The organism is Neomegalonema perideroedes DSM 15528, from assembly GCF_000374145.1.
Classification (GTDB): domain Bacteria; phylum Pseudomonadota; class Alphaproteobacteria; order Rhodobacterales; family Rhodobacteraceae; genus Neomegalonema; species Neomegalonema perideroedes.
In genome coordinates, this window is the sequence record NZ_KB893662.1 from 56,972 (window position 1) to 83,825 (window position 26,854).

General features: G+C 68.4%; 25 protein-coding genes. 6 read left to right on the plus strand and 19 right to left on the minus strand.

Features of this window, described 5'->3' with window-relative positions:
* Positions 1-5 precede the first annotated feature (5 nt).
* Genes B161_RS0113325 through B161_RS0113335 form a run of 3 tightly spaced genes read left to right on the plus strand, consistent with a single transcriptional unit; the run spans position 6 to position 2,582 of the window.
* Positions 6-896 carry an ABC transporter permease subunit gene (locus B161_RS0113325; RefSeq protein ID WP_018633936.1) on the plus strand — a complete coding sequence of 297 codons (891 nt, stop codon included), beginning with the start codon at positions 6-8 and terminating at the stop codon, positions 894-896.
* Between the two features lie 4 nt (positions 897-900).
* Positions 901-1,737, plus strand: a complete 837-nt coding sequence (locus B161_RS18075; RefSeq protein ID WP_018633937.1) for an ABC transporter ATP-binding protein — start codon at positions 901-903, stop codon at positions 1,735-1,737.
* Complete coding sequence (locus tag B161_RS0113335) at positions 1,734-2,582, plus strand: ABC transporter ATP-binding protein (protein ID WP_018633938.1); 849 nt, start codon at positions 1,734-1,736, stop codon at positions 2,580-2,582. The genes B161_RS18075 and B161_RS0113335 overlap by 4 nt, the downstream gene beginning before the upstream one ends.
* Here the strand turns inward: B161_RS0113335 and B161_RS0113340 are convergent.
* The 7 genes from B161_RS0113340 to B161_RS0113375 all read right to left on the minus strand — a co-directional run bounded on the left by B161_RS0113340 (position 2,579) and on the right by B161_RS0113375 (position 8,707).
* Positions 2,579-3,154 (minus strand): SCO family protein, encoded by a 576-nt coding sequence (locus tag B161_RS0113340; protein WP_157755650.1) that lies wholly within the window; start codon positions 3,152-3,154, stop codon positions 2,579-2,581. The genes B161_RS0113335 and B161_RS0113340 overlap by 4 nt on opposite strands.
* Positions 3,155-3,156: 2 nt before the next feature.
* Positions 3,157-3,762, minus strand: coding sequence for an SCO family protein (locus tag B161_RS0113345; protein ID WP_240471624.1), 606 nt, complete (start codon positions 3,760-3,762; stop codon positions 3,157-3,159).
* The gene (locus tag B161_RS0113350) at positions 3,755-4,261 is read right to left on the minus strand and encodes a copper chaperone PCu(A)C (RefSeq protein ID WP_018633941.1); all 507 of its coding nucleotides are present in this window, start codon (positions 4,259-4,261) and stop codon (positions 3,755-3,757) included. Before B161_RS0113350 ends, B161_RS0113345 begins: the two co-directional genes overlap by 8 nt.
* Before the next feature lie 12 nt (positions 4,262-4,273).
* Positions 4,274-5,866, minus strand: coding sequence for a copper resistance CopC/CopD family protein (locus B161_RS18080; protein ID WP_018633942.1), 1,593 nt, complete (start codon positions 5,864-5,866; stop codon positions 4,274-4,276).
* A 61-nt stretch (positions 5,867-5,927) separates the two neighbouring features.
* Entirely contained in the window at positions 5,928-6,449 is a 522-nt protein-coding gene (locus B161_RS0113360) for a YcnI family copper-binding membrane protein (RefSeq protein WP_018633943.1), read from the minus strand.
* A 748-nt stretch (positions 6,450-7,197) separates the two neighbouring features.
* Positions 7,198-7,587 carry a hypothetical protein gene (locus tag B161_RS0113370; RefSeq protein ID WP_018633945.1) on the minus strand — a complete coding sequence of 130 codons (390 nt, stop codon included), beginning with the start codon at positions 7,585-7,587 and terminating at the stop codon, positions 7,198-7,200.
* Positions 7,588-7,669: 82 nt separating this feature from the next.
* Entirely contained in the window at positions 7,670-8,707 is a 1,038-nt protein-coding gene (locus B161_RS0113375) for an Ldh family oxidoreductase (RefSeq protein ID WP_018633946.1), read from the minus strand.
* A 158-nt stretch (positions 8,708-8,865) separates the two neighbouring features.
* On the opposite strand from B161_RS0113375, the gene B161_RS19460 reads away from it, so the two are divergent.
* On the plus strand, positions 8,866-9,885 hold the full coding sequence (locus B161_RS19460; protein ID WP_018633947.1) for a hypothetical protein: 1,020 nt from the start codon (positions 8,866-8,868) through the stop codon (positions 9,883-9,885).
* Between the two features lie 8 nt (positions 9,886-9,893).
* Here the strand turns inward: B161_RS19460 and B161_RS0113385 are convergent, their stop codons facing one another.
* The 10 genes from B161_RS0113385 to B161_RS0113430 all read right to left on the minus strand — a co-directional run bounded on the left by B161_RS0113385 (position 9,894) and on the right by B161_RS0113430 (position 21,024).
* On the minus strand, positions 9,894-11,129 hold the full coding sequence (locus tag B161_RS0113385; protein WP_018633948.1) for a nucleotide sugar dehydrogenase: 1,236 nt from the start codon (positions 11,127-11,129) through the stop codon (positions 9,894-9,896).
* 183 nt (positions 11,130-11,312) lie between these two features.
* Entirely contained in the window at positions 11,313-12,059 is a 747-nt protein-coding gene (locus tag B161_RS0113390) for a glucose 1-dehydrogenase (protein WP_018633949.1), read from the minus strand.
* Between the two features lie 21 nt (positions 12,060-12,080).
* Positions 12,081-13,562 carry an aldehyde dehydrogenase family protein gene (locus tag B161_RS0113395; protein ID WP_018633950.1) on the minus strand — a complete coding sequence of 494 codons (1,482 nt, stop codon included), beginning with the start codon at positions 13,560-13,562 and terminating at the stop codon, positions 12,081-12,083.
* 15 nt (positions 13,563-13,577) lie between these two features.
* Complete coding sequence (locus tag B161_RS0113400) at positions 13,578-14,399, minus strand: creatininase family protein (RefSeq protein ID WP_018633951.1); 822 nt, start codon at positions 14,397-14,399, stop codon at positions 13,578-13,580.
* Between the two features lie 10 nt (positions 14,400-14,409).
* On the minus strand, positions 14,410-15,801 hold the full coding sequence (locus B161_RS0113405; protein WP_018633952.1) for an amidase: 1,392 nt from the start codon (positions 15,799-15,801) through the stop codon (positions 14,410-14,412).
* Complete coding sequence (locus tag B161_RS0113410) at positions 15,798-16,643, minus strand: ATP-binding cassette domain-containing protein (RefSeq protein ID WP_018633953.1); 846 nt, start codon at positions 16,641-16,643, stop codon at positions 15,798-15,800. The genes B161_RS0113405 and B161_RS0113410 overlap by 4 nt, the downstream gene beginning before the upstream one ends.
* Entirely contained in the window at positions 16,640-17,650 is a 1,011-nt protein-coding gene (locus B161_RS0113415; protein WP_018633954.1) for an ABC transporter ATP-binding protein, read from the minus strand. The genes B161_RS0113410 and B161_RS0113415 overlap by 4 nt, the downstream gene beginning before the upstream one ends.
* Entirely contained in the window at positions 17,647-18,519 is an 873-nt protein-coding gene (locus B161_RS0113420) for an ABC transporter permease (protein ID WP_018633955.1), read from the minus strand. Before B161_RS0113420 ends, B161_RS0113415 begins: the two co-directional genes overlap by 4 nt.
* The gene (locus tag B161_RS0113425) at positions 18,516-19,469 is read right to left on the minus strand and encodes an ABC transporter permease (RefSeq protein WP_018633956.1); all 954 of its coding nucleotides are present in this window, start codon (positions 19,467-19,469) and stop codon (positions 18,516-18,518) included. The genes B161_RS0113420 and B161_RS0113425 overlap by 4 nt, the downstream gene beginning before the upstream one ends.
* Before the next feature lie 76 nt (positions 19,470-19,545).
* Positions 19,546-21,024 (minus strand): ABC transporter substrate-binding protein, encoded by a 1,479-nt coding sequence (locus B161_RS0113430; protein WP_018633957.1) that lies wholly within the window; start codon positions 21,022-21,024, stop codon positions 19,546-19,548.
* Between the two features lie 471 nt (positions 21,025-21,495).
* On the opposite strand from B161_RS0113430, the gene B161_RS18085 reads away from it, so the two are divergent.
* Positions 21,496-22,674, plus strand: a complete 1,179-nt coding sequence (locus B161_RS18085) for a CDP-glycerol glycerophosphotransferase family protein (protein ID WP_018633959.1) — start codon at positions 21,496-21,498, stop codon at positions 22,672-22,674.
* The gene (locus B161_RS19005; protein ID WP_018633960.1) at positions 22,671-24,443 is read left to right on the plus strand and encodes a capsular polysaccharide export protein, LipB/KpsS family; all 1,773 of its coding nucleotides are present in this window, start codon (positions 22,671-22,673) and stop codon (positions 24,441-24,443) included. The genes B161_RS18085 and B161_RS19005 overlap by 4 nt, the downstream gene beginning before the upstream one ends.
* Here B161_RS19005 and chrA read toward each other — a convergent pair.
* Both chrA and B161_RS0113455 read right to left on the minus strand, forming a co-directional pair.
* Positions 24,417-25,622 carry a chromate efflux transporter gene (gene chrA, locus B161_RS0113450; protein ID WP_018633961.1) on the minus strand — a complete coding sequence of 402 codons (1,206 nt, stop codon included), beginning with the start codon at positions 25,620-25,622 and terminating at the stop codon, positions 24,417-24,419. The two genes, B161_RS19005 and chrA, sit on opposite strands and share 27 nt — an antisense overlap.
* Before the next feature lie 163 nt (positions 25,623-25,785).
* Positions 25,786-26,853 (minus strand): DUF1513 domain-containing protein, encoded by a 1,068-nt coding sequence (locus tag B161_RS0113455; RefSeq protein ID WP_018633962.1) that lies wholly within the window; start codon positions 26,851-26,853, stop codon positions 25,786-25,788.
* Position 26,854 lies beyond the last annotated feature (1 nt).

The following is a 26,854-nucleotide window of genomic DNA, read 5'->3' on the forward strand; positions in this document are numbered from 1 at the left end:
CGCGCATGACCGAATCCGCCGCTTCTCCGCCGCCGGTCTCTCCGCTTCTGGAGAACTGGCGCTATTTCGCGCGCAGCCGGGGCGCGGTCCTCGGGCTGACGATCTTTCTGGCGATGGTCCTCATGGCGCTTCTGGCGCCGCTGATCGCGCCCCATGAGCCGAACCTCCAATATCGCGACGCCCTGCTGACTCCGCCCGCATGGACGGAGAAAGGCCGCGCGACTTTCCTGCTCGGCACCGACGCCGTCGGCCGCGACATCCTTTCGCGGATTCTGCACGGCGCGCGCTATTCTCTGGGGATCGGTCTGGTGGTGGTGAGCATCGCCCTGACCTCCGGCGTGGTGATCGGGCTGGCGGCGGGCTATGTCGGCGGCAAGCTCGACGCGCTGATCATGCGGCTGATGGACATCCTGCTGGCCTTTCCCTCGCTTTTGCTGGCGCTGGTGCTGGTGGCGATCCTCGGGCCGGGGCTGTTCAACGCGATGCTCGCCATCGCGGTGGTTCTGCAGCCCCATTTCGCGCGCCTGACCCGCGCCGCCGTCCTCGCCGAGAAGAACCGCGAATATGTGGTCGCGGCCCGCGTCGCCGGGGCGGGACATCTGCGGTTGATGTTCCGGACCATCCTGCCCAATTGCCTCGGCCCGCTCATCGTTCAGGCGACGCTCTCCTTTTCTCATGCGATCCTCGACGCCGCGGCTCTGGGCTTCCTCGGGATGGGCGCGCAGCCGCCGACGCCGGAATGGGGCGCCATGCTCGCCGAAGCGCGGGAGTTCATCACCTCCGCTTGGTGGGTGGTGACCATGCCGGGCCTTGCGATTCTGATCACGGTGATCTCGATCAATCTGATCGGCGACGGGCTGCGCGACACGCTCGACCCGAAACTCAAGCGGAGCTGACCCCATGGCGCTTCTGGAGATCCGCAATCTTTCGGTGTCCTTTGAAACCACGGCGGGCCGTTTCTTCGCCGTGCAGGGCCTCGACGTCTCCGTCGACGAGGGGGAGGTGCTGGCGGTGGTGGGCGAATCCGGTTCGGGAAAATCGGTGGCCATGCTGGCGGTGATGGGCCTTTTGCCCGACACGGCGACCGTCTCCGCCGACGCCATGCGCTTCGAGGGCCGCGACCTGCTGGGCATGACCCCGCGCCAGCGCCGGGCGCTCTCGGGGCGCGACATGGCGATGATCTTTCAGGAGCCGGTGGCGAGCCTGAATCCCTGCTTCACCGTGGGGTTTCAGATCGTCGAGACGCTGAAGCGCCATACGAAGCTTTCGGGCTCCGCCCGCCGCGCCCGCGCTCTGGAGCTGCTGACCGCCGTGGGCATCCCCGAGCCGGAACGGCGCTACGCCTCCTATCCGCATCAGATGTCGGGCGGGCAATGCCAGAGGGCGATGATCGCCATCGCCATGGCCTGCTCGCCCAAGCTGCTCATCGCCGACGAGCCGACCACCGCGCTGGACGTGACGATCCAGAAACAGATTCTCGATCTTCTGCTGAATCTCCAGACGGAGAGCGGCATGGCCCTCGTCCTCATCACCCATGACATGGGCGTGGTGGCGGAGACGGCGGACCGGGTGATCGTGCAATATCAGGGGCGGAAGATGGAGGAGGCCGACGCGCTCACGCTCTTTGAGGCGCCGCGCCATCCCTACACCCGCGCCCTGCTCTCGGCTCTGCCGGAGAACGCCGTGGGCGGACGCTTGCCGACCGTGGCCGTCGGGGATTGGGGAGTCCGGACATGAGCGCGCCCATGAGCCCCCCTGTGCTGGAGACCCGCGCCGTCACGCGGGATTATGAAACCGGCGGCTTCCCGAGGCCCCGCAAGACGATCCGCGCTTTGAAGGGCGTGGATCTTCAGGTGAGGCGCGGCCGGACTCTGGCGGTGGTCGGGGAATCGGGCTGCGGGAAATCCACGCTGGCGCGGATCATCACCCTGATCGACGCCCCCAGCTCGGGCGAAGTGCTGATCGACGGCCAGCCTGTGGATCTCCGCGCGGGGCTGAGCCGCGAGATGCGCCGCAAGGTGCGGATCGTCTTTCAAAATCCCTATGGCTCGCTGAATCCGCGCCAGAAGATCGGCGACGTGCTGGAGGAGCCGCTCCTCCTCTCGACCAGCCTTTCGGCCCCCGAACGGCGCGAGAAGGCGTTGGCGATGCTGGCGCGCGTGGGGCTGAAGCCCGAGCACGCCAATCGCTATCCGCATATGTTCTCCGGCGGACAGCGCCAGCGCGTCGCCATCGCCCGGGCGCTGATGGTCAATCCGGATCTGCTGGTGCTGGACGAACCGGTCTCCGCTCTGGATCTGTCGGTGCAGGCCCAGATTCTGAACCTCCTTCAGGATCTTCAGGAGGAGTTCGGCCTCACCTACGTCTTCATCAGCCATGATCTTTCAGTCGTGCGCCATGTCGCCGACGAGGTGATGGTGATGCGTCTGGGCGAGGTGGTGGAATATCGCTCCCGCGACGAGATATTCGCCGCGCCGGAGCATCCTTATACGCGGACGCTCTTCGCCGCGACGCCGAAAATCGATCTTGAGCGCATCCGCGCGCGGTTGGCGGCCAAGGCGTCCCGCGCGCGGGGAGCTTAGAGGGCCTTCAGCTTTGCGGCCGCCTCCTCCGCCGGAGTCTGCCAGGGGATGGTTCCGACGAAGCGGCCTTCTTTGGAGAACATCAGGATCGAAGAGCTGTGATCCATGGCGTAATCTCCGTTGGCGTCCGTCGGGCCTTTGCTGGCGAAGACGCGAAAGGACCGCAAAGCCGTTTCGATCTCCGGGCGGGGGCCGGTCACGCCTTGGGCGCCGGGCAGCCAGCCGACATAGGCCTTCAGCACCTCCGGCGTGTCGCGCTCGGGATCGACGGTGATGAAGAAGGTGCGGATCTCCTTCCCGGTCGCCTCCTGCCAGTCGGAGATGTCGGCGAGGGTGGTCGGGCAGACGTCGGGGCAATGGGTGAAGCCGAAGAAGACCAGAGAAGGCGCGCCGATCAGATCGGCCTCGGTGAAGGGGCGGCCCTCATGGGTCGTGAGCCGATAGGCGCCGCGCCCGAGTTCGTCGGCGGAGAGGAGCTGGCCCTTAGGCGCCGCGAACCAGACCCAGACCACGGCGGCGAGAGCCAGAACCCAGAGCCCGATGGTCAATGTGCGGAAAAGCGGATTGCGCATCTTCACCCTCCCACGATCCGGCGCAGGCCCTCGGCGGCCTTCTCGGAATCCGTTTGATAGCTGAAGATCCGATTATAGCGCCCTTCCTTGTCGAAGAGCATCACATAGGCGCTGTGGTCCATGGTGTAGTCTCCTCCTCCGAGGGGCCTGCGCGAGGCGATGATCTTGAAATCCCCGAGCGCCTCGGCCACCGCCTCCGGGCTTCCGCCGACGCCCAGAGCGCCGGGCAGCCAGCTCACGTAATCGGCGAGGGCTTCGAGGCTGTCGCGTTCGGGATCCACGGTGATGAAGAAGGTGCGGATCTTCACGCCCGCGATCTCCTGCCAATCGGCGATGTCGGCGAGGGTGGTCGGGCAGACGTCCGGGCAATGGGTGAAGCCGAAGAACACCAGAGAGGGCTCGCCGCGCAGAGTCTCCCGCGTGAAGGGCTCGCCCGCGGTGGTCGTCAGCCGATAATCGCCCTGTCCGATCTCGTCGGCCAGAGAAGGCGGGCGCGGCGCGCCTCCTCCGGCGACGAAGAACCAGGAGACGGCCAGACCCGCCGCCAGCACGAAGCCCCAAAGCGCGAGCCTCAGGCCGCGCAGAGCCGTCCCGCCGGATTTAGTCATGGCCATGGCCTCCTTCATGCGCCGGGGCGGCGGCGGCCGGATGGCTGCGGGCGTTGATGGCGAGGATGTCGAAGGAGACGGGGATTTCGCCCGCCTTTTCGAAGGTCAGAGTCAGATCCAGAGTCTCCCCTTCGACGAGCGGGGCGGTCAGGCCCTCGATCATGATGTGATAGCCGCCCGGCTTGAGGGAGACGGTTTCTCCGGCGGGGATGGGCAGGCCCTCCGGCAGGGGGCGCATGGACATCACGCCATCCGCATGCGCCATTTCATGGATCGCGGCGAAGGCGCCCACGGGCGACGTCACCGCCAGCAGCCGGTCGTCCTCCGGGCCGGAGTTGACGATGGTCAGATAGGCGCCGCCCACCGGAGCCCGCGGCAGGGTCGCGCGGATGAAGGCGCCGGAGGTCTCCAGCGCGGCGGGAGCATGCGCATGGCCGGCCTCCTGCGCGAAGGCGGGCGCGGCGAGGAGGAGGGTCAGGGACAAGAACAAGGTTTTCATCAGGGTCTTCCTTCAGGGAATGGCGATTTCGCCCGCGATGCGGACGCGTTTGAAGCGGGTGAGGCGGATCTCCAGATCCAGCGCCCAAACTCCGCGATGCGGCAGAAGCAGCTTTTCAACCCTCCAGACGCCGTCTTCGCCGCGCAGGGCGGTCCATGTCCGGCGGTTGAGTCCATGGCCCTCATGCGCGAGGCCCAGCGTGACGGCCATGGGCTCGCTGGGGAGCATCTCGCCGTCATAGGGGAGGATCTCGACGCGGATCCGGCCGGGGCCTCCGGGCGTGAAGGTCACGTCCGCCATGGCCTCGCCGGTGCCGAAATGCGTCGTGACGGCGGGCGCGGGGGCCGCCGCCAAATCCGCCAGAGCGCGCGGCGGAGGCGTGAAGCGCCAGCCCGCCGCCAGAGCCAGCACGAGCAGCACGAGGCCCGTCTCCATGCGGATCGAGCGTCCGAGGCGGGCGGCGGCCTGAGCCTCGCCCGCGAGGGCGGGTTTCGTCAGCGCGAGGCGGTTATAGGCCGCCAGAGCGAAGACCAGCGCCAGAAGCGCCAGCTTCGCCGCGAGGATCGATCCGTAAGGCGAGGGCCAGAGCGCCGGATTCGGACCAAGCTGGATCGCCGCGAGGCCGAAGCCCGTTCCGCCCAAAAGAACCACGGCCCAAGGAATCGCGCGCGAGAAGCGCCTGAGCGCCGCCGCGCCGTCCGCCCGCTTCATCCAGAGCGCCAGCGGAATCAAGGCGCCGAGCCAGAAGGTCAGAGCCAGAGCATGGCCCGCCACCAGAGGCCGGGTCAAAGCCTGAGGCGCGGCGGCGGCGGCATGTCCGCTGGCGGCGAATCCGAGGGCCAGAAGCCCCGCCGCGAGCCATCCGGCGGCGGGCCGACGCGCTCCGGCGAGGGCGACGGCTCCGGCGAGGATCGCCAGCGCGACGGTCGGGCCGAAGCTGGTGGACCAGCCCGCCGCCCAAGGCGCGGGGCTCGCCAAAGCGGAGAGGTCCAAGCCGAGAGCGTCCAGACCATGCAGCCCGAGGAAAGCCGCCGAAGCCGCCATGCCGAGCGGAATCAGCAGGCGGATCGGGGCCTCGGCTTCGGGCGGAAGCCCCGCGAAGGCGCGGAACAAGGCTCCGCCGATTCCGAGCGTCAGGCCGATCAGCATAAGCGCCCGCGCCGCCCAGATCGCGCCGCGCAGGATCGGGCCGCTTTGGACGGCCTCCCGCACGCCTGAGGCCGCTCCCGTAACCTCGCCCACCGAGAAGAGCAAAGCGCCCGCGATGGGATGGCCGTCCTCGGAGACCACGCGCCAGTTCAGAATCTGCGTGCCGCTCCGCTCCTGAGGGAAGGGAATCCGCAGCTCCAAGCCGCCTGAAGCCTCGGCGGTCAGATCGAGCGCCGCGCCCTCGGGGCCGATCAGACGCAGAGACAGCGGGCGCACCGGCTCGTTGAAGGTCAGAGTCAGATGAGCGGGGGGCGTTCGCAAAAGCGCCTCATCCGCGGGCGAGGTCGCGAGCAGCATGGCGTGGGCCTGAGCGGCGGCGGGCGCAAGGGCGCAGGCCAGCAGCAGAAGCCCGCTGAAAAGCCGTCGTCGCAGGGCCGAAAGAACAGCAGAGCGCATGAAGGAGCCTCCGGTCTGGGTGGAGGGCGGCTTGCGCCGCCCTCCGGGGATCGGAGCCGGCTCAATGCGCCGAGGCGGCGGCGGGAGTCAGCTTCACGCCCGGCGCCGGGGAGCCCTCGCCGCCGTCCGTGTCGATCCACGCCTCTTCGCCGTTCGCGCATTCCTGCACCACCGGGAAATAGACGGTCGCGCCCGCTTCGAGCTCCGTGGCGAAGGCGCCCCGGAAGACGAATTCGCCATACCATTCGTCCGGCAAATTCCCGCCCGACCAAACGATCTCCCGGACGCCCTCCGTCAGCTGAGCCTCGCGATGGGTCACGGGGGCGTCATAGGCGCCGTTCACGGTCTCCAGAGACCAGCCCGCCAGAGGCATGGGCTTCACATTGACGAAGCCCTGAGGAATCTGGACGCGCAGCGTCTGGGTGGCCTCATGGCCGCAGCCATGGGGCACGCGCACCACCGCGCGATAAGTCGAGCCGGCGGCGGCTTCGCTCTGCTCAAGGGTCACATGGGCCATGGCCGGAGCGGCGACGGCGGCCAAAAGGGAGAAGGCGAAGGCGGATTTCACGCAATTGCGGATCATGTTGACGTCTCTCTATGGAATGGACAGGAAATTCGGGAGATCGCGCCCGGAGAGGCGGCGCGCGCGCTCGTTTCCTCCCGCGAGGCCGGAGGCGCGGCGCGGGCTTTGAGAGAGACGGAAGCTCCCGGATCGGAATCGGGAGCGGATCGGGGCGAAGGCCCGTGACGTCAGGCGGCGCGGCCAGCGCATGGGCGAAGGCCTGAGCCGGGCAGAAGATCGGCGAAGCGCCGTCCTCCACCGGCGTTCCGTCGGGCAGACAGAGCGTCCAGTCCGAGAGGCCGCGCACTCCGGCGAGGCGCAGCTCGCCCCCCAGCCGCGAAACCTGATGCAAAGGCGCGAGCAGAACCAAAAGCCAGAGCGCCAGCAGCGCCAAAGCGCGGCCGACATCCCGGCGCAGGGCGCGCGCTTCCGCCGCGCGGCTCATCTGAGCGCTCCGGAGGGGGCGGGATTGGGAAGGGATCTCCGCATAGGGCTGGAATCCTGACCTGCGCGTCTTTGAGGGGGAAGATGCAAGGGGCGAGCCGCGCCCGAACTCAGGGGCGGCTTTGTCGGAGGATTTGGGAGGGCCTGCGGAGAAGCTCGCGGAGCGGGATCCCGCCTTCGTCAGGGAAGGAAGCGGGCGGATCGACCGGGGCGCCTGTGAAGGGCGCGGCTCTGGCGGCGAAGCTGAAAAGCGGGCGTCGAAAGGAGGACGCCGAAAAATCGCGCGGAGCGGCTGCTCAGCCGGAGCGCGGCGTGGGCGCAGGCCTCAGGAGAAGGCGGGAGGCGCGCGCGGTTGGGCGAGGGCGTAAGGCGGGCGGGCGTTGGGCGGGCGCGCTCTGATTTGATCCCAAACCAGATGCGCGGCTGGAAGGAGCTCCGCCTTCGCCGTCTCGGCCGAGCCGGGGAGGAGTCCGGCTTTGCCGATTCCCTGCAAAGGACAGAGGACCGTCGCCTGATCCTGATCGCTGGTCCCGGAGTCGGTCGGATTGCAGAGGCTCCAGACCGCCGCGGGCTCATAGCCGCGCGCCGCCAGATCCCGCATGAGGCTGGAGGTCTGATGCAAGGGCGCGAGCAGAACCAACAGCCAGACCGCCAGAACGGCGAGCGCCGATCCGACTTCTCTGATGGTTGAGACATGGCCGCGCCGAGATCGCATCTTTCCCCCTTGCGGCGAGGATAGCCGCTTCAGAAGGCTTTGAGAAGATCGGGGCGCGCTCAGGGCGTTTCGCCGCAGCGGGTCAATCCACCGCCGCCAGCCCGAGCGCGCGCATGCGCTCCAGCCGGGCGGCCTCCTGCGCGGAGAGGCGCAGGCCCCCCGCCGCGAGGGTCTTCGCCCGCGCCGTGAAGCGCCGCTGAGAAGGCAGGCGCGCGCCTTGCCCGAGGATGGCGTCGAAGAGGATCTCCGCCCGGTCGAAGGGATTTCCGGGACGCCCCGCCGCGAAGCGCTCCGGATCAAAGGCGAGGATCAATTCGCCATGCTGCGGCGCGAGGCTCGTCGCGCCCAGATGCTCCAGAGCCTCGGCGCTGGTGCGGTCGCCGATCATCGTTCCGGCCAGCAATTCGATCATGGTCGCCAAAGCCGAGCCCTTATGGCCGCCGAAAGGCAGCATGGCGCCCGCCAGAGCCTGCTCAGGATCCGTGGTGGGCGCGCCCTCCGCGTCCAGAGCCCAGCCCTCGGGCAGAGTCTCGCCCGCCCGGCGGCGCAATTCGATCTCGCCGCGCGCCGCCGCCGAAGTGGCGAAGTCGAAGACATAGGGCGGGGCCTCGCGGCGGGGCCAGCCGAAGGCCAGAGGATTGGTTCCCAGAAGCGGGCTGATTCCTCCGGTCGGGGCGACCACGGCGTAGCTCGGGCACAGCGCCAGAGCCGCAAGGCCCATGTCGGTCAGAACCTCCACCTCCGGCCAGAGCGCGGAAAAATGCGTGCAGTCGTTGACGACCAGAGCCGCCAGACCCAGCTTCCGCGCGCGCTCCGCCAGAACCGGAGCGCCCAGCTCGAAAGCCGGGCCGGAGAAGCCGCCCTTCGCCGCCACGCGCAGCACCGCCGATCCGTCGTCCGAAAGGCTCGGCTCGGCGCGGGGATCGACTTTGCCCGCCTTGATGGTGCGCAGGCAGCCTTCGAGCCGATAGACCCCATGCGAGGCGCAGCCGTCTCTTTCGCCCGCCACGATGGTGCGCGCGACGGCGCCCGCCGCCTGAGGGCTCGCGCCCGCCTTGCGGAGGATCTCTTCGACCAGCGCCTGAAGCGCCTCCAGAGGCATGACGGCTTCCGCGTTCATGGGAGACTTCCTTTCCGGTCGCGCCGGGCGGCGCATGGACGGAGCCCGAAGGCTCCTTCAGTCTCCCCTATGTCCAATCCGCGCCGCCTTGTCGAGTTTCGCGCTTGCCGAAGCTCCGCCGCGCCGCCGAGAATGAGCCGGGAAGAGGGAGATGAGCCATGATCGCCTGTGAGGCCTTTTCGCAAGGCAAGCTGCTCGCGCGGCCGGAGGCCAATGAAGACGCCTTTCTGATCGTTCCCGGCCGGGGCTATGTCGTGATCGACGGCGTCTCCGACCGCACGGGCGCGCGGATCGGCGGCGCGGCGACGGGGCTTTTCGTCGCTCAGGCCGTGCGGAGGGCCTTCCTGCGGTTCTTCGCGGAGGATTCAGGCGGGCCAAGTTCGGCGGGCGGCTGGTTCGCGGGAGCCGAGGATTTGGTCCGCCGCCTCTCCGAAGAGGTGGAGGCCGCATACGCCGCCGCAGGCGTCGCGGAGGCGGTCGCGGCGGATGCGCGTCTGCGGGGCGGCTGCGCCTTCGCGGCGGCGTTGCAGGTCGGGGAGCGGCTGGAGTTCGTCGCGCTGGGAGATTGCGGCGCGCGGGTCGACGGCGGGGAGGCGCTGCTCTTTCCCAAGCCTCTGGATTCCGTCACGGCCCTGCTGCGCCGCGAGGCTTGGCGCTGGTTCGAAGCGCGGGGCCTCAAGCCCGAAGCCTGCGACGCCCTCGCCCGGCGCATGGTTCACGGCGGCCTCGCGCATCAGGAGGCGGGGTCTCCGACCTCTGATCCGGATCTGCTGGCCCATGTCTCGGCGAGGCTTTGGGCGAAGCGCGCGCGGCTCTGGCCGCAGATTCCAGATACGGAGTTCGCGGAGCTGATCGCCGGAGGAATCGCCCATGGACAAGACCGCTTCCTCAATCAGGCGGGGCGGGTTCTCGGCTATGGCGCGCTGAACGGCGCTCCGGTTCCCGGGCGCTTCATCGAGGCGCGCAGTTGGGCTCTGGCGGAGATCGGGACGCTGGAGCTGTTCACCGACGGATATTTCGCCCTCGGCGAAGGCTTCGGTCTCGCGGCTTGGGAGGCGGCCGCGCGGCGCGTCGAAGCGGAGGATCCGCATAGGCTCGGCGCCTACGCCAGCACGAAAGGCTCGACCCCGGAAGGCCCGGCCGACGACCGGACCTATCTGGGTTTGCGTTTGCGCTGAGAGGCGTCTCAGCCCGCCCGGTGGAAGGCGATCACCGGACGCGCGGCTTCTTCGGCCTCGATCTGGGCGAAGGCCCTGTGCGGCACCAGCACCACCCGAAGCTCCGCCGCCTCGCCCTCGGCCTGCTCGACGAAGCGCAGGCCCTGAGCCTCCAGCGGGGCGCGGTCCTGAGCTTCGAGATGGGGCTCGACGCAGACCACCCGGCCCGGATGCGCCCGCGTCAGATGGAGAGCGATCTCCAGAGCGGGGCTTTCGCGCAGATCGCCGATGTCGGGCTTATAGGCGAGGCCGAAACAGGCGATGCGCGCTCCCGTCGGCGCCGAGGCGATGGTCTCCTCGATGCGGTCGATGGTCCAGCGGGTCTTGTCGAGGTTCACCCGCCGCGCCGAAGCCATGAGCGGCGTCAGCTCCGGCCAGGCCTTGATGATGAACCAAGGGTCCACCGCGATGCAATGGCCGCCCACGCCCACGCCGGGCTGAAGGATCTTCACCCGCGGATGATGGTTCGCCAGACGGATCACCTCCCAGGGATCGACTCCCGCCCGAGCGCAGACCATCGATAATTCATTGGCGAAGGCGATGTTCACATCCCGGAAGGCGTTCTCGGTGAGTTTGCACATCTCCGCCGCGCGGGCGGTGGTCTGATGGATCTCGCCTTTGCAGAAGCGCCCGTAGAGCGCCGCGCCGCGCCGCGCGCCCTCGGCGTCGAGCCCGCCCATGACGCGGTCGTTTTCGGTCAATTCGCGCATCATGGCGCCGGGAATGATCCGTTCGGGGCAATAGCAGAAAGAAGGCCCGGAGACGCTTCCGAAAAGCTCGGGCCGCATCTCGCGCAGGATGTCGCGGGCCCATTCGGTGGTCCCCACCGGCGAGGTGGATTCGATGATGAAGGTCGAATCCGCCGCGGCATAGGGGGCCATGGCGCGGCAGGCCGCCTCGACATAGCTCATATCCGGGGCGTGGCCCTCGGCGACGGGCGTCGGCACGGCCACGATGAAATGCGCGGCGGCGACCGGCGCGAGGCTCACGCTCAGCGCGCCGGACTCGACCACGGCCCGCAGGCGGTCGGGGAGGCCGGGCTCGTCGAAAGGCGCCTCGCCTTTGCTCAAGGTGGCGATGCGGCGGGCGTTCAGATCATAGCCATGGACCCGCAAGCCCTGTTCGGCCATCACCACCGCCAGAGGCAGGCCGATATAGCCCATGCCCGCGATGCAGACGTCCGGAGATTTTTGCGCGGCGCTCATGACGAAAGCCCCTTGCGCGGATGCGAAGAGGAGAGGCTCGCAGGAAGGTCGTGAATTCGGGACATGGCGGACGCCGATCTCTCTGAACGGTTGAGAATCGCGCGGCTCCGGCGCGGCGCCGCCTTGGAAACATGCCGCCCCCGCGTTTAAATTCCCTCAAGATTTCAGAGAGGCTCCGCCCCTTCAGATGCAGCGCCCTCCGTCCACGTTCAGCGCCACGCCGGTGATCATGCTCGCCTCCTGCGAACAGAGGAAGGCGGCGGCGGCGCCCATGTCCTGCGGCGTGGAGAAGCGCCCGATGGGGATGCTCGCCAGAAACTTCGCCCGGATCTCCGGCGTGTCCTCGCCCATGAAGGTCTTGAGGAGGGGCGTCTCGCCCGCCACGGGATTCAGCGCGTTGACCCGCACCCCGAAGGGCGCCAGCTCCACGGCCATGGCCTGCGTGGCCGAGATCATCCAGCCCTTCGAGGCGTTATACCATGTGAGGTTCGGGCGCGGGCTGACGCCGCCCGTCGAGGCGATGTTGAGGATCGCGCCGGAGCCCTGAGCCTTGAAGACCGGAACCGCCGCCCGCGCGCTGAGGTAAACCGCCCGCACGTTCACGGCCATGATGCGGTCGAATTCGGCCTCTTCGAGGCTCTCCATGGGGCGGGGCGCATGGCCGATCCCGGCGTTGTTCACGAGGATGCTCAGCCCGCCGAAGCGCGCTTGCGCCAGAGCGACGGCCTCAAGGAAGCCGCGGGCCTGCGTCACGTCGGCTTCGAGAGGGGCGGCGGCCTCGCCCAGAGATTCCGCCACGGCGCGCAGCTTCGGCCCGTCGCGGTCCATGAGGACCACCCGCGCCCCCTCCTCGACGAATTTCCGGGCGATCCCTTCGCCGAATCCCGAAGCCCCGCCGGTCACGAGGGCGATTTCGCCTTTCAGCCGCATGACGTCTCCTTAAGCTTCCGGTCAGTCGAGCCGGATGACGACGCTTTTCGTATTCAGATATTCGTAAAGATGGTCCACGCCGCCCTCGCGCCCGAAGCCGCTCATCTTATAGCCGCCGAAGGGCAAAGCGGGGTCTATGGCGTGATAGGTGTTGACCCAGACCGAGCCCGCCTTGATCCGGGCGGCCAACCGGTGCGCCGTCGAGAGGTCGCGCGTGAAGATCCCCGCCGCGAGGCCGTAAGGCGTGGCGTTGGCGCGGGCGACGACTTCTTCGAGATCGTCGAAGGGCATGGCCGAGATCACCGGGCCGAAAATCTCTTCGCGGGCGATGGTCATCTCGTCGGCGACTCCGGCGAAGACGGTCGGCTGGATGAAGTTCCCCGCCGCGAGGCCGCCCTCCGAGAGCCGCCCGCCGCCCGCCTCCAGACGCGCGCCCTCGGCGCGGCCCTTGTCGAGATAACCGAGGACCCGCTCCATCTGGCGCCGCGAGATCAGAGGCCCGATTTCGGTTTCGGGGTCGATTCCCCGACCCACGCGCAGGCCCTCGGCGAATTTCGCCAGCCGCCCGACGAATTCGTCATGGATTTCGCGCGCCACGAAAAGCCGCGAGCCCGCGATGCAGATTTGTCCGGAATTGCCGAAGACCGCCATGGCCGCCACCGGAACGGCGCGCTCCAGATCGGCGTCCGCGCAGAGGATCACCGGCGATTTGCCGCCCAGCTCCAGAGAGACCCGCTTCAGATTCCCCGCCGAGGCCCGCAAGATGCTCTGACCCGTGGCGGTGGAGCCCGTGAAGACCACCTTATCCACGTCGGGATGTTCGGCCAGAGGCGCGCCCGCCGCCTGTCCCGTCCCGGTGACGACGTTGACCACGCCTTCGGGGACTCCCGCCTCGGCCATGATCTCGGCGAGCAGAAGGGGCGTCAGAGGCGCCTCTTCGGAGGGCTTCAGCACCACCGCGCAGCCCGTCGCCAGAGCCGGGCCGATCTTCCAGATCGTCGAGGCCGTCGGGCCGTTCCACGGGATGATCGCGCCCACCACCCCGACGGGCTCTTTGCGGGTGAAGGCGAAATGCTCGCCGACCGGGAGGGAGTCTGAAATGGTCTCGCCATGCAGAGCCGTGGCCATGCCCGCGTAAAAGCGCAGAGTCCCGAGCGCGCGATGGCGGTTCGCCCGGCTGCGGGTGATCGGCATGCCCATGTCCAGCGTGTCGGAGAGGGCGATCTCCTCCCAGCGCTGTTCGAAAAGCTCCGCGACCTTCAGCAAAAGCGCCTGACGCGCGGCGGGCTTGAAGCGGCTCCACGGGCCTTCGAGCGCCTTGCGGGCGGCCTTCACGGCGCGGTCGACGTCGGCGGCGGACCCGGCGGGGACGGTGGCCAGAAGCTCGCCGGTGGCGGGGTTGCGGGTCTCGAAGACTTCGCCCGAAAGGGCGTCGACCCATGCGCCGCCGATGAACATCTGGCGATGGGAGCCGTCGAGAGGGCGGAGAAGGGAGGAGGACATGATTTCACCCATGATTTATTCGACGCGGCCGCTGGCGGAGTCTTGTCCGCGTCCGGGCCGCCAAATGGGGTCCGGGCGCGTCCAGAGCGCGGGATCGCGGATCGCCGCCGCGAGGGCCTGCGCCTGAATCTCCAGAAAACGTTCGCCTTTTTCGGGGCTGGCCGTCCGGGGATCGCCCCAGGTCCCGGTGACCGGGGCGCGCTCGGAAAAAGAATAGAAGCGCGAGAAGCCCGCCGGGGCATGGACCGCCGGAGGCGCCTGACGCATGGCCTCCTCAAGCTGATCCTCCCGCACGAGATCCGGCGCGACGGCCATCATCACCGAGGTCTCGCCTTCGCAGGCGTGTTTAGGGCCTTTGTCGGAGTCGAAGATCGCCGCGAGTTTCTCCGGCTCCAGAAACCAAGGCGTGGTCGCGACGATGGGGAGGTCATAGGCCGGAGCCAGCTCCCGCACGATCACCGCCAGAGGATCGACGTTGCCGCCATGGCCGTTGACGATCAGCAGCCGCGCGAAGCCCAAAGCCTTCAGCGAACGCGCGACGCCCTCCAGCATGGCGGCGTAGGCTTTGAAATCCACGCTGATCGTGCCGCCGAAGGGGAGATGATGCTCGCTCATGCCGAGCCAGAGCCCCGGCAGCACCGCGACGGGAATCTCCTCCGCGACCAGCCGCGCCGCCCGGATCGCCGCCGCGCTCGCGCTGGCGGCGTCGGTGATCACCGGCAGATGCGGGCCGTGCTGCTCCAGAGAGCCCACGGGCAGAATCGCCAGAGCTCCGGGCCGGGCCGCGAGCTCGCGCAACTGCGGGGCGGTCAGGCGCGCCCATTCGACTTCGGTCATGATCGCTCCTTCAGGCGAGAACGGGCCAAGGCTTTTGCGTCGGGCGCAGCTCTTCGAACAAGCGCGCCAGACGCAGAACGCCGAGATCGTCCAGACGGCGCCCCGTGATCTGCAAGCCGATGGGCAGGCCGTTTTCCGCGTAGCCGCAATTCAGCGAGAGCGAAGGCTGCGCCGAAAGATTGAAGGCCACCGTATAGGCGATATGCTCGAAAGGCTTTTGCGGGTCGTCGATGGGCGAGGCGGAGGCGGCGGCGTAGGGAAGATTAGGCGCCGTGGGCGAAATCACGAAGTCGAAGGCCTCCGTGGCCTTGAGGGCGGCCTCTCGGATGGCCTCCGTCTGCTCGAAGCCTGCATAAACCTCTTCGCCGCTCAGGTCCTGCGCCGTCTCGACCCAAGCCATGATGTAAGGCAGGATCTTCGCGCGGCCCTCCTCCGGCAGACGCTTCACGGCGGCCCATGAGCGCGAGCGCCAGAATTTATCCAGCCCGTCGATCATGGGGCGCGTCAGGAAGGGGCCGAGAGGCTCCACCTGCGCGCCAGCATCTGCGAAGAGCCGCGCCGCCGCCGCGACCGCCGCCCGAACCTCCGGATCTAAAGGCAGCCCAAAGCCCGGCTCCATCCAGAGGCCGATCCGCAGGGTTTTGGGATTCAGCCCCTCCAGATCCGTCCATGGGAGATCCGCGAAGGGCAGGCTGAGGGAATCGCGGGAATCCGGCCGCGCGAGGACCGACATATAAAGCGCGGCGTCGGCCACCGTTCGGGTCATGGGTCCGGCCACGCGGCCGATGAAGGGGGAATCCACGGGAATCCGTCCGAAGGAGGGCTTCAGCCCGACCAGCCCGCACCAGCCCGCGGGCAGACGGATCGAGCCGCCGAGATCCGTCCCGACATGCAAAGGCCCATAGCCCGCCGCCGCCGCCGCCGCCGCGCCCGCGCTGGAGCCGCCCGGATTCAGCCGCAGATCCCAAGGATTGCGCGCCAGTTCATGAAAGCTCGACAGCCCCGAAGAGAGCATCCCGAGATCCGGCATGGTGGTTTTCGCGAAGATCACGGCTCCGGATTCGCGGGTGCGGGCGGCGGGGGGCGCGTCTTCGGCGGCGGGGATCAGCGGGACGGCCGCGCAGCCGAGCGGCGTCGGGAGGCCCTTGGTGGGGATGTTTTCCTTGAGGGTCGTCGGGATTCCGTCGATGGGGCCTGCGGGCTCGCCTTTCGACCAACGCGCCTCCGAAGCTTTGGCCGCGGCGCGGGCGCTTTGCGGATCATAGGCCCAGAGCGCCTTGAGCTGCGGCTCCGAGGCCTCGACCCGCTTCAGAACCGCCTCCAAAGCCTCGACGGGCGAGAGCTTGCGGCTCCGATAGGCCGCGATAAGCTCCACGGCGGAGAGATCGGCGGGATTGGTCATGCGGGAGCCTCCTGAGCTGCGCGGGCGCGGCGTCGGCGTCCGGAGAAGGGTTTAGGCGCGGAGCCGATCAGACGGCGCGTATAGGCGTGGCGCGGATGGGCGAAGACCTCTTGGGTGGGGCCTTCCTCGACGATCTTTCCCGCCTGCATCACCGCCACCCGATCCGTGATCGCGCGCACCACGCCGAGATCATGGCTGATGAAGAGATAGGACAATCCAAGACGTTCCTGCAAATCCATCATGAGATTCAGCGCCTGCGCCTGAATCGAGACGTCCAGCGCCGAAACCGGCTCGTCCGCCACGATCAGCGCCGGACGGGTGATCAGCGCCCGGGCTATGGCGATTCTCTGGCGCTGGCCGCCGGAGAATTCATGCGGATAGCGTCCGGCGGCGGCGGAGGGCAGGCCCACGGCCTCCAGAGCTTCGAGAATGCGGCTTTCGCGCTCGGCGCGGCTGGTCTCGGGCTGAAGGCTGGCGAGGGGCTCCAGCAGAATGCGGCGCACGTCGTGGCGCGGGTCCAGCGAGCCGTAGGGATCCTGAAACACCGCCTGAAACTTCACGCGGGCGCGGCGCAGCCCGGCGCGGCTCAAAGCGTAGATGTCTTCTCCGTCGATGAGGACCTGGCCTTCCTGCGGGCGCTCCAGACCCATGACGCAGCGCGCGAGGGTGGATTTCCCGCAGCCCGATTCCCCCACGATTCCGAGGCTGCTTCCGGCGGGCAAAGTCAGGCTGACGCCCTGCACGGCGCGCAGAACCGGCCTCGGGGCGAAGAGCGAGGGGCGGGGGAGGGGATATTCCCGCACGAGGTCGCGGACCTCCAGCAAGGGGGCGGCGGTCCTCATGGCGCGAGCCCCCCCGCGCGGGGATGCAGACAGGCGGCCAGATGCGGCCAGCGCGCGCCGCCCGAATCCAACGGGGCCAGCCGGGGCGAGATCCTCAGACAATCGGGCTGAACGAAGCCGCAGCGCTCGGCGAAGACGCAATGAGCGGGCCTGCGGGCGGGATCGGGGACCATGCCCGGAATCGCCTTGAGCCGGGGACGCGGCCCGCCCGGCGCGCGGCGCAGATCCAGCCCATAGGGCGAGGCCGCGAAGAGCCCCTGAGAATAGGGATGCGCCATGCGGGCGAAGACCTCCTCCGTGGCGCCGGTCTCGACGATGCGGCCCGCATACATCACCGCGATGCGGTCGGCGGTCTCCGAGACCACGCCGAGATCATGGGTGATGAGCAAAAGCGCCGCGCCGGTCTCCTCGACGATCTCGTCGAGCAGATCGAGGATCTGCGCCTGAACCGTCACGTCGAGGGCGGTGGTGGGCTCGTCGGCGATGAGCAGATCCGGTCCGCAGGCCGCCGCCATGGCGATCATCACGCGCTGGCGCTGTCCGCCGGAGAGCTGATGCGGATAAAGCCCGAGGTCGAAGCGCGGGCCGGGCAGCCCCACCCGATCCAGCAGACGCCGCGCGACCGCTTCGGCTTCGGCGCGGCTTTCGCCCAGATGCAGACGCCGCCCCTCGGCGATCTGCGCGCCGATGCTCATGACGGGGTTCAGCGCGGTCATGGGCTCCTGAAAGATCATGGCGATGCGGCGGCCTCGCAGACGGCGCATCCGCTCTTCGGGCAGGGCGGGCAGGTCGTCGCCTGCGAAGCGGAGTCCGCCGCTCACCCGCATCTGCTCGGGCAGCAGCCCCATGATCGCCAGAGCGGTCAGAGATTTTCCGCTGCCCGATTCTCCGACCAGCCCCAGACGCTCGCCGCGCTCCAGAACCAGCGAGAGGCCGGACAAAAGCTCCACGCCGCCGGTCCCGAGCGCCACGGTCAGGCCGTCCAATTCGAGGAGGGGAGCGCTCATCTCTGGCGCCTCACGCGGGGGTCGAGCAGATCGCGCAGCCCGTCGCCGAGCAGATTCAGCCCCAGAACCGTGATGGTGATCGCAAGGCCGGGAAAAATCGCCAGATGCGCCGCGCTATAGATATAGGTCTGGGAATCGCTGAGCATCTTGCCCCAACTCGCCTGAGGCGGCTGCGCCCCAAGCCCGACATAGGAAAGGCCCGCCTCCGCCACCACGGCCAAGGCGAATTGGATCGTCGCCTGAACGATCAGCACATGATTGACGTTGGGCAGGATATGCCGCCAGGTGATCGCCGCGTCTCCGAGCCCCGCGCAGCGCGCCGCCAGCACGTAATCGCGCTTCCAGAGCCCCATGGCCGCGCCGCGCGTCACGCGGGCGAAGACGGGGATGTTGAAGATCCCGATGGCGATCATGGCGTTGACGGCGGAAGGCCCGAAGATCGCCGTGACGATCACCGCCGTCAGCAGAGCCGGAAAGGCGAAGGCCAGATCCGTCAGCCGCATGACGAAGCCGTCGATCCAGCCGCCCCGCGCCGCCGCCAGAGCCCCCAGCGGAACGCCGATCCCGATCCCGACCGCCACCGCCGTCAGCGCCACCTCAAGAGAATTGCGGGCTCCGGCCATGATCATCGAAAAGACGTCGCGGCCGAAATGATCGGTGCCGAACCAATGGGCGAGGCTCGGGCCTTGCAGTTTGTCGCGGATGCGCAGGGCGTTGGGCGGATAGGGCGTCCAGAACTCCGAGACGACCGCCATCCCAATCGCCAGCAGCAGCACGAAAAGCCCGATGGTCAGATTGCGGCTCCTGAAGATCGCCCGCAGCAGGCCGCGCCCTCTCTGCGGGGCGGAAATCTCCTCCTCAAGGGTCATCGGCCGCCCCCCGCCGCGAGGCGCGGATCCAGCCAGCCATAAGCCAGATCGACGAGGAAATTCACGAAGATCACGCAGGCCGCCAGAAGCGTCACGAGGGATTGCACCGTCACGAGGTCGCGCTGCGCGATGGATTGGAAGATCAGCCGCCCCACCCCCGGCAGATTGAACACGTTTTCAATGATGATCGTCCCCGCCAGCAGAAAGGAGAACTGCATGCCGACGATGGTCGCCACCGGAATCAAGGCGTTGGGCGTGGCGTGCCGCCAGAGCGCCGCCCGCGAGGTCAGGCCCTTGGCGCGGGCGGTGCGGATGAAATCCTCGCCGAGGGCCTCGATCACCGCCGAGCGCGTCACGCGGGCGAGGATCGCCGCCAGAGGCAAGCCCAGAGCCAGAGCGGGCAGGATCAGCGAGCGCAGGCCCCTCCAGAGCCCGTCCTCCCATCCGGCGAATCCCGAGGCGGGCAGCCAGCGCAGATGCAGCGCGAAGAAGAGGATCAGCAGCAGCCCGAGCCAGAAATTCGGAATGGCGACTCCGATCTGCGCCGCGCCCATGCTGAGGAAATCGCCGGGCTTTCCCCGCCGCGAGGCCGCATAGACTCCCACCGGCAAGGCCACGCCGACCGAGATCGCCATGGAGAGCAGCGCCAGCGGCAAAGTCACCATGATCCGCGGCGCCAGCAATTGGCTGATGGGGGTGGAATAGGTGTGGCTCACGCCGAAATCGCCGAAGGGGAAGCCGCCGATCCAGTCGAGATAGCGCGTCCAGAGCGGCTGATCGAGGCCGAGCTTGGTCCGCAGGGCGGCGAGGGTCTCCGGCTGGGCGTTCACCCCGAGCATCACCGCCGCCGGATCTCCGGGCAGAATCTGCATCAGCAGAAAGACGATCAGCGAGGCCGCCAGCGTCGTCAGAAGCAGCGCGAAGAGGCGCCCCAGCACATAGCTCGTCATGCGGGATTCCTTCTGCGCCGCCTTGCGAGGGAGGCCGAAGCGCCGGGAGTTCGGCCCCGGCGCTTCGGGGGGATGCTTACTCGGCCCAATGGACCTTGGTCAGGTCGTTGACGGGCAGAGGCAGATTGCGCCAGACGCCTTGCAGATTCTTATTCCACACGCTGATCTTCGGCAGAGCGTAGAGATAGACGTTAGGCTCGTCCTCGGCGAGTTTGCGCTGAAGCTCGCCCAGAAGCTCCAGACGGGCCTCGTCGTCCACGGTTCCGGCGTATTTCTGATAAAGCTCTTTATATTCAGGGCTAACATAGTTGTAATAATAGAAGTCGCGGGCGTAGACGTCGAGGTCGCGGGCTTCGGTGTGGGCGATGATCGTCGCGTCGTAATCGGTGCGCGCGAAGACCTGATCCAGCCATTGCGCGAACTCCATCGGCACGAGCTCGACCTGAAGCCCCACCTCGGCGAGATAGGCGGCGATCACCTCTCCGCCCCGGCGGGCGTAGGCGGGCGGCGGCAGCACGATGCTGAAGCGCGTTCCGGGCTTCACCCCGGCCTCGTCGAGCAGCGCGCGGGCCTTGTCCGGATCGTAAGGATAGGTTTCGCTGAGATCCACATAGCCCGGCTCCGCGGGAGTCTGATGCGCGCCGATGGGCAGGCCGTAGCCCGAGGCGACGGCTTCGACGAAGCTCGGGCGGTCGATGGCGTGGGCGAGGGCCCGCCGCACCCGGACGTCGCTGAAGGGCGCGCGGGCGTTGTTCAGAGACATCATGACCTTGCCGGTCGTCGAACCGACCTCGACATGGAGATTCGGATCCGCCCGCAGCCGGTCGAGAAGCTCGGCGGCCTCGAATTGCCCGAAATAATCCACTTCGCCGGAGAGGACCGCCGCCGCCGCCGCCGAAGGATCGCTGATGAATTTAAAGGTCACGGCGGAAAGCCGCGCGGGCTCGCCCCAATATTCGGGATTGCGCTCCAGCTCCACGCGGTCGCCCTGCACCCAGCGCTTGAAGCGGAAGGGGCCGGTGCCGACGGGATTGGTCTTATTGGTCTCTGCGGAGGCGGGCGAGATCATCACCGCGTCGCCCCAGCCCATGCCGAAGAGGAAATTCGGCGCGACCCGCTTCAGCTTGACCACCGCCGTCAGAGGATCGGGGCATTCGGTGCTTTCGATGGGCTCGAAGAGGCCCTTTTGGGCGTTGACCGATTCCGGCGCCACGGCGCGCTCATAGGAGAACTTCACCACCGAGCAGTCGAAGGGGGCGCCGTCATGGAACTTCACGCCTTCGCGCAGCTTGAACGTGTAAGCCAGATCCTCCGGCGACCACGCCCAGCTCTCCGCGAGGGCGGGCCGCACCGATCCGTCCTCGGCGACGCGCACCAGACCCTCATAGAGGTTGGCGTAGGTCACCCGGCGGATGGCCGAGGCCGCGTTGGCGGTGGGGTCGAGCCCCGGAGGCTCCAGCACTTCGCCCGCGGTCAGCGTGTCCTTGGCGAAGGCGCCTCCCGCCGAGGCGAGCAGAATCGCGCCCGCAAGAGAGGATGCGAAGATCCGCTGCATGTTTAAGATCCTCCTGATGGGAAAACGGCGTCCGTTCATGAGCGCGGGAGCGCCGGACGGCGAAGGCGGGCGGGCGCGGCGCGCAGATCCTCCCCACGCGCCGAGGCGGCGGGAAATCGACGCGGCTGCATGAGCGTCTCGGCGAACATCTGCGCGGCCCTCCCCCAAGCGCCCTGAGGCGCGCTGCGCGAAGCCTCTCGAAGAAGGGGGCCTTCCGGGCTCCTCTCCTTCCTGCGGCTTTCTCCGCGTCGCGCCGATGAGGATATAGCTTCGCAGGGCTTCGCGCCAAGGAGTCTCTGCGCTGCGGGGCGGTTAAAGCGTGATCGGACGATGTCCTGATTTGACGAAAGGGGCCGGATTGTGAAAGATATGTGAATGCGCCATGCGACCTATAGCGCGCCGGAACGGACATGCTCTCTCTAAACGTGTTCACCTTCAGGCGGCGAATCCTTGCAGATGAGAGGATCTTCGTTGCGTCAGTCTCGGATCGCTTTCGTCGGATGGAACCCGTTTCAGCTCAATCACGCCGCTCCTTTCATCCGGGCGATTCCCGGCGCCGTCTTTCTGCTGGAGAAGCGCAAGGACTACGTCGAGCGTTTCCAGTCCGGGGCTCTGGAGGATCCGACGCTTCCGGTCCTCGTCCATCCCGCCGAGGAGATGGAGAAGCTGGACGGCGCCTTCGACATGATCGTCTGCCAGACGCCCTTCACCGGCGTCGAGCGCTTCGCCAAAACGACCCTCGTCAGCCTGCAATACGGCTACGCCAAGGAGCCCCATAATTACGGTCCCTGGCGCAGCCTGGCCGATCTGGCTCTGACCTATGGCGATTACGCCTGCGAAAAGATCTCCTATTTCTCGCCCGCCGTGGCGGTGGGGCATCCGCGCCGCGACGATTGGGAGAATCCTCTCTGGCGGGCCGCCGCCCGCGCGCGCCGCGCCGAGGCCGCGGACGGGCGCAAGACGATCCTTTACGCGCCGACCTGGGGCGAGCTCTCCAGCGCGCCGGAGTTTCTGCCGGTCATGGCGCGGCTGGCCGAAGATCACCGGCTCATCGTCAAGATGCACCACAACACCGACTTCACCGAGGAGGCGCGTCGGCTGGGGCTCATGGAGCTTCAGGCGCGCGGCGCGACGCTGCTCGGCGCGAGCGACGATCTCTTCGAGGCGCTCGCCGCGGCGGACGTCTTCGTCTCCGACTTCAGCGGCGCGATCTTCGACGCCGTCCTCGCGCGCAAGCCCGTGGTGCTGGTCGGAGATCCGGCGAAGGCGGCGTTGGGCCGCAAGCTCGACGCCTATAGTCTGGAATATGCGCGCAGAGCCGAATTAGGCGTGGTCGTCGCCCGGCCGGAGGATCTGGAGGCGGGAATCCGCATGGCCGCGGAGCGGAGCGAAGAGGTCGTCGCGCAGGTTTCGGCCTTGCGCGCGCGCCTCTTTCTGGATCGGCCCGGCGCGGGGGAGCGCGCGGCCGAAGCGCTCCGCGCCTTGGCTGAAGGCGCCTGGCGCCCCTCGCAGCAGCAACTCTACATGCGGCGCGACATTCAGGAGCTTCTGCGCGCCCGGACGGATCTGCGCGCGATGAAGAAAGCGGCCTCTCCGTCCTGGCGCTTCTGGCGGAGCTCCCGGAAAAGCGAGGCCCAAGCCCTGAGATGAGCGGCGGCCTCTCCTCAGCGCGGCGGTCGGAGCGGCCTCTCGCTTGGGAGGGCGCGCGGCTGACCGCCTCAGGCTTGCTCCGCGGCGGGAGGCCGGAGGCCGCGCGGCGCTTTCTGCGGCCTTTGTTTCGGATCGCCCGTCCGCCCGCTTCTCTGCATCTGCTCATGGCGGAGGCCTGCCGTCGTCTGGGCGAGGAGGAGGAGGGCTTCCGCTGGCTGACGCGGGCGCAGCGCCATTTTCCGCAGGACGCGCGCGTCCTCGCGAAGCTCGCCGATCTTCGCCGCAAGGACGCGCGCCCCCTCGAAGCCCTCGCCTGCCTTCAGGCGCTGAAGGCGGCTCATCCGGCGGCGGGGGCTCTGAAGATCATGGCCTTCGCCGCCGTTCTCGGCTGGGAGGAGGATCTGGCGGCGGCTCTGACGGAGGTCGAAGCCCTCTCCGACGCGGAGATTCTCGCGGAGATCGGGCAGATCGACCGCGCCTCCGGACGCTTCGCCGCTTTGGCTCCGCGCTTCGGGGCTTTGCGGGCGCGGGCCTATCGGCGGCTGTCGGAGGTCGGCGGCGTCGAGCAGGCTTTGGCCGGGCGCTGGCTGGAGGCGGCGGAGGGCTTCGCCCGCTCCGGCGCGAACCGGGCGGCGCGGGCGCGGCTCGATCTTCTGCGCGACCGGCTCGGCCCGCTGGCCGGAGCCCTCAGGCTGGCGCATCTGAACGAGGACGCGGAGCCTCTGACGGCTGTTCATCAGGGCGCGCCTCTGCCTCTGGAGGCGGCGGAGGCCGCCGGACTGATCCCGGTGGAGTTCTTCATTCCGCGCGCCTTCTTCGCCGATTCCCGCGAGGAGAAGCCGCCTTATGAAGCGATCCGGCGCTTTTTCCGGCTGCTCGCCGAGGATCTGGCCGCGCGGCCGGAGGTCTGCCTCGTCTTCCGGCATCAATTCGGCTGGCGTCACGCCCTGCGGCGGACCTCCGGCCGGGGGATCGGCTATCACACCTCCGGAGCGCCGGATCCGCTCTGGCGGCATGTGCAGGAATCGACCCTCGCGGGGCGCTGCTCGGCGGATCGGGCGGGCTTCGCGGGCTTCTCCTCCATCGCCTCCGACTTCTCCGTGATCGAGGCCGCGGCGGTCGACGTCGCTCCGGCGCGGATCGAGGCGAATTTTCAGGAGATGCGCCGCGAATTCGTCGAGGGGCGGCGCTCGAAATATCCGCAGAAAGGCCCGGATTTCGCGCCGGAGGGGCCTTATGTCTTCGTGCCTTTGCAAGTCCAGACCGACGTCGTGGCGGCTCTGGGGCATGTCTCCGGGCTGGAGCATCTGCGCGGGGTGGTCGCGGCGCATCGGGGGAGCGGGCTGCGGGTGGTGGTCAAGCGCCATCCCTATTGCGAAAGCCTGAGCCTCTGGCGGGCTTTGCGCGAGCTTTCGGCCTCCGGCGAGATCCTCCTGACCGAAGCCCCGATCCACGGGCTGATCGCCGGATGCGAGGCGGTGCATACGGTGAATTCCGGCGTGGGTCTGGAGGCGCTGCTCCATCTGAAGCCCGTCTGGACGGCGGGCGCCTGCGATTACGCCGCTGCGGCGGCGGGAGTCTTCCGCAGCTTCGCCGAGATCGCGGCCCATCGCCCGGCTCCGCCCGGCGCGGGGCTCGCGCCGGGGCAAGAGGCGCGGATCAAGCGCTTCCTCTGGTTCTATAACCGCTTTTACGCCCTCCCGGCGGATGAGCGCGGCGCGGCGGCGCTGGTCGCGGATCTCTTAGAGGCTCCCCGACAGCGCCCCTAAGCCCGCGAGGAGAAGGACGACCGCCCATGACGGCGCCTTCCAGACCATGAGCGACAGGAATCCGCCCAGCGCCAAGGCGAAATCTTGCGGCGAGAGCACGGCGCTCGTCCAGACGGGATCGTAAAGCGCCGCGCCGAGCACGCCCACCACGGCGGCGTTGGCGCCCGAAAGCGCGCGTCGGGCGGCGGGATGGGCGCGCAGCCTCTCCCAGAAAGGCGAAACGCCGTAGACCAGCAGCAGGCCCGGCGCGAAGATCGCGATTAAGGCGATGGAGGCGCCGAGGATTCCATTCGGGGGCGGTTGGGTCAGGGCCCCGAGATAAGCGGCGAAGGCGAAGAGCGGCCCCGGAACGGCCTGCGCCATCCCATAGCCCGCAAGGAAGGATTCCTCATCCGTCCATCCCCGCGCCACGGTCTCGGCCTCCAGCAGCGGCAAGACGACATGTCCGCCGCCGAAGACCAGAGATCCGGCGCGATAAAAGCCGTCGAACAGCGCGATTCCCTGATGTCCCGCCGCCGCGCCCGTCATCTGCGGGGCGAGCAGCAGCAGGACGAACGAACCCAAAGCCCAAAGCCCCCGGCTTCGGGAGGCCGGGAAGCTCAAGCCCCCTCCGGCAGGCGCCGCCTCGCCGCGCGGCAAGAGGAGTCCGGCCAGCGCGCCGCAAAGAATCGCGCCGACTTGGGCGAAAGGTCCGCCGAGGAAGCTCACGATCCCGACCGCCGCCAAAGCGATTCCGGCGCGCGGAGAATCCGGCGTCAGGCTCTGGGCCATGCCCCAGACGGCTTGCGCCACCACCGCCACGGCGACCAGCTTCAGGCCGTGCAAGGCTCCTGCGGCGACGGGGCCGGAGAAAGAAGCCGCGCCCGCCGCGCAGGCGAAGAGGATCAGGGCCGAGGGCAGGGTGAAGCCGAGCCAAGCCGCCAATCCTCCGCGCAGGCCGCCCGTCCGCGAGACGCCGAGCGAAAATCCGACCTGACTGGAGGTCGGGCCGGGCAGGAACTGGCAGAGCGCCACAAGATCGGCGTAAGCCCCTTCGTCCAGCCAACGGCGCCTCGCGACGAATTCGGCGCGGAAATAAGCCAGATGCGCGACAGGTCCGCCGAAAGAGGTCAGGCCGAGCCGCAGGAAGATCAGGAAAACCTCAGCCGCAGAGCCGGATTTCACAGGCGCTTGAGTCATCGCATCCCCTCCGAGCCGCCCAGAGCCTTTGCATTGGTCGCATTCTCACGACGCGAAGCCGAAGCGGCTTCGCTGGACAATGCGCCAGCGGCGGCGATTCGCGGTCGAGGGCCTATCTCAAGTTTCGCGTCGTTTCGACGTCATGAGCCGGAAATCGCCGGGCTCAGGCCGCCGCGGAGATCAGATGATTGTCCCAAGCCACTTCATGCCGCGCGATCGGCTCCATGGCCTCTGCGGAGATCCGCCAGAGCCCGCCCGATCCGTCCGAGGCGACGAAGCCCTCCTCCAGCGCCGCCAGACCGCAGACGTCGGCGCGGCGATGGGTCGCCAGAGGCGCGCCGCTCCGGTCGAAGATCATGACCGCTCCGCCGCGCGGCGAGGAGATGGCGATCCGCTCGCCCTGAGCCGCCACGGAGCCCGCATAGCCCTTCATGGCGAAGAGATCCTCCGGCGCGGCCTCGCAGAGAAGCGGCGCCTCGCCCGGCCGCCAAAGCCCCAGCAGCGGAGCCGGATCGGCGGCGTCTCCCTGCCATTGCATCGCGAAGGCGACGCCCGCGTCTTCGTCGATGAGCGCCAGATGGCGGATGGAGTTTTGATGAAGCTCCTCGTCCAGCTCCATGAGGTCGAGGATCTCGCCTTCTGCGGAGAGCAGGGCGAGATTCGGCTTCATGCTCTCCAGATTCAGCATGGTCCGATCCGTGGGATCGGTCTGGATGCCGCCGTTGGCGACCACGATCCGCCCATCCGCGAGGCGCTTCAGGTCGTGAGGTCCGATCCCGCCCGAATCCCATTCGCCGATCCGGCGCCAGCTTTCGGCGTCCCAGAGGCCGATCCGCCCCGCCGAGCCCTCCGCCACCACTTCGGAGGTCATGAGCAGGCGCCCGTCGGCGGAGAAGGCGCCATGTCCGTTGAACTGCCGACCCTCGGGCGGCGTCAGGCGGCTGAGGACTTCGCCCGTGAAACAATCGAGGACCAGCGCGAAGACCCCCGGACGCCGCGCGAAGGCCACGGCCTCGGGGCGGATCGGATGGGCCGCCGCCGCATGGCCGCGCGCCGGAAGCGGGATTTCAAACCGGCTGACGCCCCCGGCGCTGAGGCCGTGCAGCACATAAGCGCCGTCGGGCTTCATCCCGGCGGTCAGCCAAGCCGGAGCGCCCACGTCCGCCCATCCGAGCCTCGGCGCCGCGCCCAGACTCGCCAGCCCGACCAGAAATCCGCGCCTCGTGGTCATG